This is a genomic window from Luteimonas sp. MC1782, from assembly GCF_014164605.1.
Classification (GTDB): domain Bacteria; phylum Pseudomonadota; class Gammaproteobacteria; order Xanthomonadales; family Xanthomonadaceae; genus Luteimonas.
Genome location: NZ_JACJFT010000008.1, coordinates 1 through 5,507 on the forward strand (window position 1 = coordinate 1; position 5,507 = coordinate 5,507).

Here is a 5,507-nt window from a genome sequence, read left to right on the forward strand (position 1 = left end):
CATCCGCGGCTACGTCGACTTCTACAACCACCAGCGCCTACACTCGGCGCTGGGTTACACCGCACCCGCCGACTACGAGCGCAGATGCGCCTAACCAACGGGTGTCCACTTTATCGAAGGAAGTCCCCGCCGCATCGGGTCGCAAACCACATGGCAGGTGTAGCTTGCCATGTGCTTCACGCCCCGCTGCGGCGCGGCTTAACTTAGGCGTTAGGCCTTGTTTCCCCGCACTGTTGTTGCCGGGTTCCAGGCAACCTGCAGCGCCTCGCTTATCCGCAGTGTTTGCACCTCGCACGCGCGGTGCCGGCATCGGCAGTCAGACCTGCAGTACCTCGGCTTCGGACAGGCGCGACTCTTCGCAAGATTCGACCGGCCGGCTCGGCTTCGGGCAGTGCGCGGTGAGAGTTCTTGGCCGCGCGACTTGATCTTCTAGGCTCCGCTCGCGCCACGTGCCAGGTCAACAAGCTCTCCAGCAAGACTTGTTGTACTGTTCGGCTCAGGGGTTGGGCCGTCGCGGGTTGGGCATAAGTGCCGGGCAGCGGCGGCCTAACAAGTCGTTCAAGCCGAATCCGCTTCGTTACGCAAAACACATGGCAGGTAAAGCTTGCCATGTGTTTCGCTTCACTACGCTGCTCGGCTTAACTCTAGTGTTAGGCCGCTCACATGATCCGCTGGCCACTGATAGTTCTGATTGCTCTCCCCGCAGCGTGCAGTTCAGCACCCGTTGCGGATGAAACCTCTGTGGATCATTGCAAGGTCGGAGAGAGCTGCACGGTGACGGGCCATGTGCAGCTGTTCCAAGGTGAGCCGGCCTGGGCTTCGGTTGTGGAAACGGAGGGTAGCTGCGTAAAACTCGCGCTGCCTGCCGATTTCTACGCAAATGCTGCGTTGTGGCGTGGCAAGACCGTAACCGTCACTGGCAGGGCGTTTCTGCAGCCATCCACAGAGGGTGCGTTGTCTTGGTACGCCGAGGGTGACCGTCGCTTGGCCGCGGGAATTTGCGACCATGGTCTTGGGATCTATGTCCAGACGTTATCAACAGATGGGCTCGTGTGGCCGTAACCGGGCAGCGGCCTAACAATTCATTCAAGCCGACACCGCTTCGCGGCGCGGCTTAATTCTGGTGTTAGGCGGCACCCAATGTCCCCGCGATCTCTATTAGTCGCTTTGACCTCACTTGCTGCCATCGCGTGCGGCGACAGCCAGTTGCTGTCACCTCCAAGCACTTGGGGTGGAGATTTCACCGTTCGGTCGCTTCCCACTGATGAGTGCCTTGGAGGCACTCTCACCCAGCTTCGTACACGCATGGCAGTCTCAGATCGACTCGCGTTGGCAGAGATTGGAGCAGACATTCCTGATTCTGTTCGCTCCGGCATCGTGGATAGCGCCAAACTCTATTTGTTTCAGTACAGCACGGCCCCAGACTCAGGCAAGTTCTGGGGGTTCAGCGGCTACTTGGTTGCACGCGGCGACTGCATCATCCACGCAGAGATCACCGGCTATGACAACTGAGCAGCCGCCTAACAATTCATTCAAGCCGACGCCGCTTCGCGGCGCGGCTTAATTCAGGCGTTAGGCGTCACTGGGCGTGCGCCGTCGTGTGTCGCGGGTTGCTCTTCGTATAGTCCGCACCAGCCCGAAGGGTCGCTTCGCTGGGCATCGCCTCAGGGCGCAGCGGGCTCCGCACCAACACCGTGACCGTAGGCATCCGGCGCTGCCGCGCAGCCCCAACTTCGGCAGCGGTCGGCCGATTCAGCGGCACGCACGCCCGCCACGCGCAGCTTTACGGGGCGACCAGACGTCGCGGCCAGATCGGCACAAGGTGTTGTAGTGTTCGGCTCAGGGGTTGGGCTGCGGGTGTCCGGGTTGGGGAGTGCACCATCCGGGCCAGCTGCCGCCTAACAATGCGTTCAAGCCGAACCCGCTTCGTTACGCGGCCCAGGCGGCAGGTAAAGCTTGCCACCTGGTCCACTCCACTGCGCGGGTCGGCTTAACTTAGGTGTTAGGCGGCCATCATGGAATTTCTCGTTCCCGTAGCTCTTGTCGCCGCAGTCCTGGCGGCTCTCATGACCTATCGAAGACTTGTGGCCAACGGAACCACAAGGCAACGGAACGCAGGACTGGTTGAACGGCAGGAAGCAATCCAGTCCGCGATCGACACGCTTGGATCCACTCTCAAGAACAGCAGCATCACGATTCAAGAGGGCGACGACGCTATGCGGATCGCACGCGATGCACTTCAACAACTGGACGCTCAAGGAGACCTTTCAGAACTAATCGCTGACAATGAGCAGTTCTTCAAGGAGTGGCGGGCATCGCGGGTGTCCGCCTAACAATGCGTTCAAGCCGAACCCGCTTCGTTACGCGGCCCAGGCGGCAGATTAAGCTTGCCACCTGGTCCACTCCACTGCGCGGGTCGGCTTAACTTAGGTGTTAGGCCGCATGGCAGCCATCCTCGTAATCGTCCAGTTCGCTCTCGTGCCGATCCTGCTAGCAGTGGCTCTGGCTGTGCGCTTCGCTGGCACCTCCAAGCCACTCAATGTCGTTGATTACACTCGCGTATCGGATCCTGTGGCGCTCCATCGCTGGGCAGGAAACAGGCTTCTTCTCCTGCCGTTGGCTTTCCTGCTCGGTGGCTACACTTCGTACCGCTTACCGGGTCTCGCTCTGCTGCTTCTTGGCGGAGCAACAGTCGCTTGTCTGTTCGTAGCCGTCTGGCTTGCGCTCGGGGCTGAAAGATTCCAGAGTGCGGCCTAACTATGCGTTCAAGCCGACGCCGCTTCGTTACGCCAACCACATGGCAAAGAAAGCTTGCCATGTGCTCGGCTCCACTGCGCGGCGCGGCTTAACTTAAGTGTTAGGCGGCATTGTGGCTAAGCGGCGATCTCAAGAGCCTGAGTTCAACATCTGGCAAGTTCTATGGGCCCTGGTCTGCATTTGGCTAGGCCTGAGTATCGGAGGATGGGAAGGAATTGTTATTGGCTTCATTGCCTTCGGTTTGGCTTCGCCGACCTTTAAGTGACTCCGTATATCACGCTACCTGGGAGCTAAAGATTCATGTCTAAGATTGAGTCGTTTCTTGACGCTGCAACTGACGACAAAGCTTTGCGGCAACACGTTATATCGATTCATGATGACCTGGAGACGGCACATAAGATTCTCGACTCTGCTGCATCAGCAGCGGGTGCCGGCGCGCATCGTTCGGAGCAAGTCTTGCTTGCCGTATTCCATGAGCTGCGCAAGTACCATTCAGAGAGCGGCAGTGCCGCCTAACATTGCGTTCAAGCCGACACCGCTTCGTTACGCCAACCACATGGCAGAGAAAGCTTGCCATGTGGTCGGCTCCACTGCGCGGCGCGGCTTAACTTAGGCGTTAGGGCCCACTGATGGTTTCGAGCAATCTGCTAGCCGTACTTCTGATTGTTTCAGTCACGGGCGGCTGCGCAACTTTGTCCAAAGACGAGCGCAACACAGCTCGGCAACTCGTCGGTCAGTGGGGTGAGGATGGTTCCAATGATTGTGCGGTCAACCCTCAGTCCGTCAGCTTCTCTCCTGCCATGCGCAAGATGTATGTACGCTACCCGGAGGGTGGTACGTCAGACAACGAAGAGCTCCAGCGCGGTTTCACCTACCGAGTGCTTTCGGCATCTAATCAGAGAGTCCGTCTATTTCTTCTAGGAGAGCCTCGGAAGGACGACACGGATCTCTCCGTTACTTGGGACGCAGTTCTCTTGGCAAGGGACAGCTTCTGTTGGCGCCGAAGCGACTGGTCAGACAATGAGTGCACAGTTAAACGGGCGCGGTGCGGGCCCTAACAATTCATTCAAGCCGACACCGCTTCGCGGCGCGGCTTAATTCTGGCGTTAGGCCGCTCAACATGATCCGTCGCATACTGACAGTTCTCCTGCTCACTCTGTCCTCCGTGGCATGTGCCGAGCAGCCGTATCAGCAAGTTTTTGCTGGCTACAACGGGCCCGACTCCCCCACCACTACCTACTTCCAAGACGAGCAATCGCTTCGTGATTCATGGGTGAGCACAGCACTGCAGCCTCGCGAGCTTGATGAGATTCTCAGCAAGGTGCGCTTTGGCCCTCAAATGCTGGTCGTGAGTGCTGTCGGCGGACGAAGCGCTGTTACTGGAGTGCAACTGGGCGGCGTCGAGCGATATGGCGATTCCCTATCGGTCTTGGTCCTGGTGGGTGTCGCTGATACTCACTGCCCAGGACCACGTCCGGATTCGTATCCTTTCGTCATTGGCGTTGTACAAAAGCCTGACGCTTTCGACGCGATTCCCAACTATTTTCACCAGAACTTTCCCGACGAGTGTAAAGCAGTCAAGTCAGGCAGCCCTGCGCAAGAGCGGCCTAACAATGCGTTCAAGCCGACACCGCATCGGGGCGCAAATCACATGGCAGATACAGCTTGCCATGTGCTTCACGCCCCGCTGCGGCGCGGCTTAACTTAGGCGTTAGGCCGCACTCGGGTGCCGTCGCAAGCATGATCAAGAAGAGCGTGATCGTTTCGGTGCTTGTGGCGTTCGTCGCCTGGGTCGTGCTGTCGCTCATCCGTGGCGCGCCCTACCTCGAGATATCTCTGCCTGGTGGCCTTCCACTCGGCAATGTCTTGGTCGCTTTAGGGCTCGGTGCCCTGGCGGGTTCAGCACTTGTACTTAGCGTGCGGGGTTCTGCGCTACGCGCCGCCTCCCTCATCTCGCTGGTTGGGGCCGTGCTCTGGCTTCCCGCATCAGTCGCCCTTGCGGGCAACGCGCAGCTCAACTTCAGCGGTGGGCGTGGCGCCGTATGGCTCGCGCTTAGCGTGGCGATCTTCGCCGGCGCATGCTCTACTTTGCTCTGGGCGTTAGGGGTAGCAGCGCTAGCCAAGATCCGGGGCGCAGGTGCGGCCTAACAATTCATTCAAGCCGACGCCGCTTCGCGGCGCGGCTTAATTCAGGCGTTAGGCGTCACTGGGCAAGCCCGCTCGCACATCGTGGGTTGCTCTTCGGACAGTCCTGGCCAGCTCGCGGGGTCGCTTCGTTGAGCACCGCCCATGCCGGCAGCAGGCTCCGCGCCGACATCGTGACCATGAGCATTCGGCGCTCTCGATCAGCCTCAGCTTCGGCAACAGCCGCTCGTCGCAGCGGCTCGCAAGGCTGCCGCTGGTCACATTACGACACGACCGGGCGGCTCGGCCAGATTGGCTCAAGGTGTTGTAGTGTTCGGCTCAGGGGTTGGGCTGCAGGTTCTCGGGGTCGGTGAGTGCACCATCCGGGCCAGCTGCCGCCTAACAAGTCGTTCAAGCCGAAGCCGCTTCGTTCCGCAAATCACATGGCAGATAAAGCTTGCCATGTGCTTCGCTCCACTGCGCGTCTCGGCTTAACTCTGGCGTTAGGCCCCTATGAAAGCACTGCTGTTACTTTTGGTGATCTGCGTCCAATCAACCATGGCCTGCTCGAATGCCACGTCCATTTCTGGGAATGAGCGGCTAGAACTAGGCGGAATCACTCTCGG

Annotated in this window: 5 protein-coding genes; all 5 read left to right on the top strand. The window is 59.3% G+C overall.

The window, feature by feature from the left end:
- The first annotated feature begins 1,305 nt into the window (after nucleotides 1-1,305).
- The 5 genes from H5368_RS13345 to H5368_RS13360 all read left to right on the top strand — a co-directional run bounded on the left by H5368_RS13345 (nucleotide 1,306) and on the right by H5368_RS13360 (nucleotide 4,905).
- Entirely contained in the window at nucleotides 1,306-1,512 is a 207-nt protein-coding gene (locus H5368_RS13345) for a hypothetical protein (RefSeq protein ID WP_182825510.1), read from the top strand.
- 503 nt (nucleotides 1,513-2,015) lie between these two features.
- Nucleotides 2,016-2,333 (top strand): hypothetical protein, encoded by a 318-nt coding sequence (locus H5368_RS13350; protein WP_182825512.1) that lies wholly within the window; start codon nucleotides 2,016-2,018, stop codon nucleotides 2,331-2,333.
- Nucleotides 2,334-3,057: 724 nt separating this feature from the next.
- Nucleotides 3,058-3,273, top strand: coding sequence for a hypothetical protein (locus H5368_RS13445; protein ID WP_220486684.1), 216 nt, complete (start codon nucleotides 3,058-3,060; stop codon nucleotides 3,271-3,273).
- 604 nt (nucleotides 3,274-3,877) lie between these two features.
- Nucleotides 3,878-4,465, top strand: coding sequence for a hypothetical protein (locus H5368_RS13355; RefSeq protein WP_182825514.1), 588 nt, complete (start codon nucleotides 3,878-3,880; stop codon nucleotides 4,463-4,465).
- A 32-nt stretch (nucleotides 4,466-4,497) separates the two neighbouring features.
- Nucleotides 4,498-4,905, top strand: a complete 408-nt coding sequence (locus H5368_RS13360; RefSeq protein WP_182825516.1) for a hypothetical protein — start codon at nucleotides 4,498-4,500, stop codon at nucleotides 4,903-4,905.
- The last annotated feature ends 602 nt before the right edge of the window (nucleotides 4,906-5,507 follow it).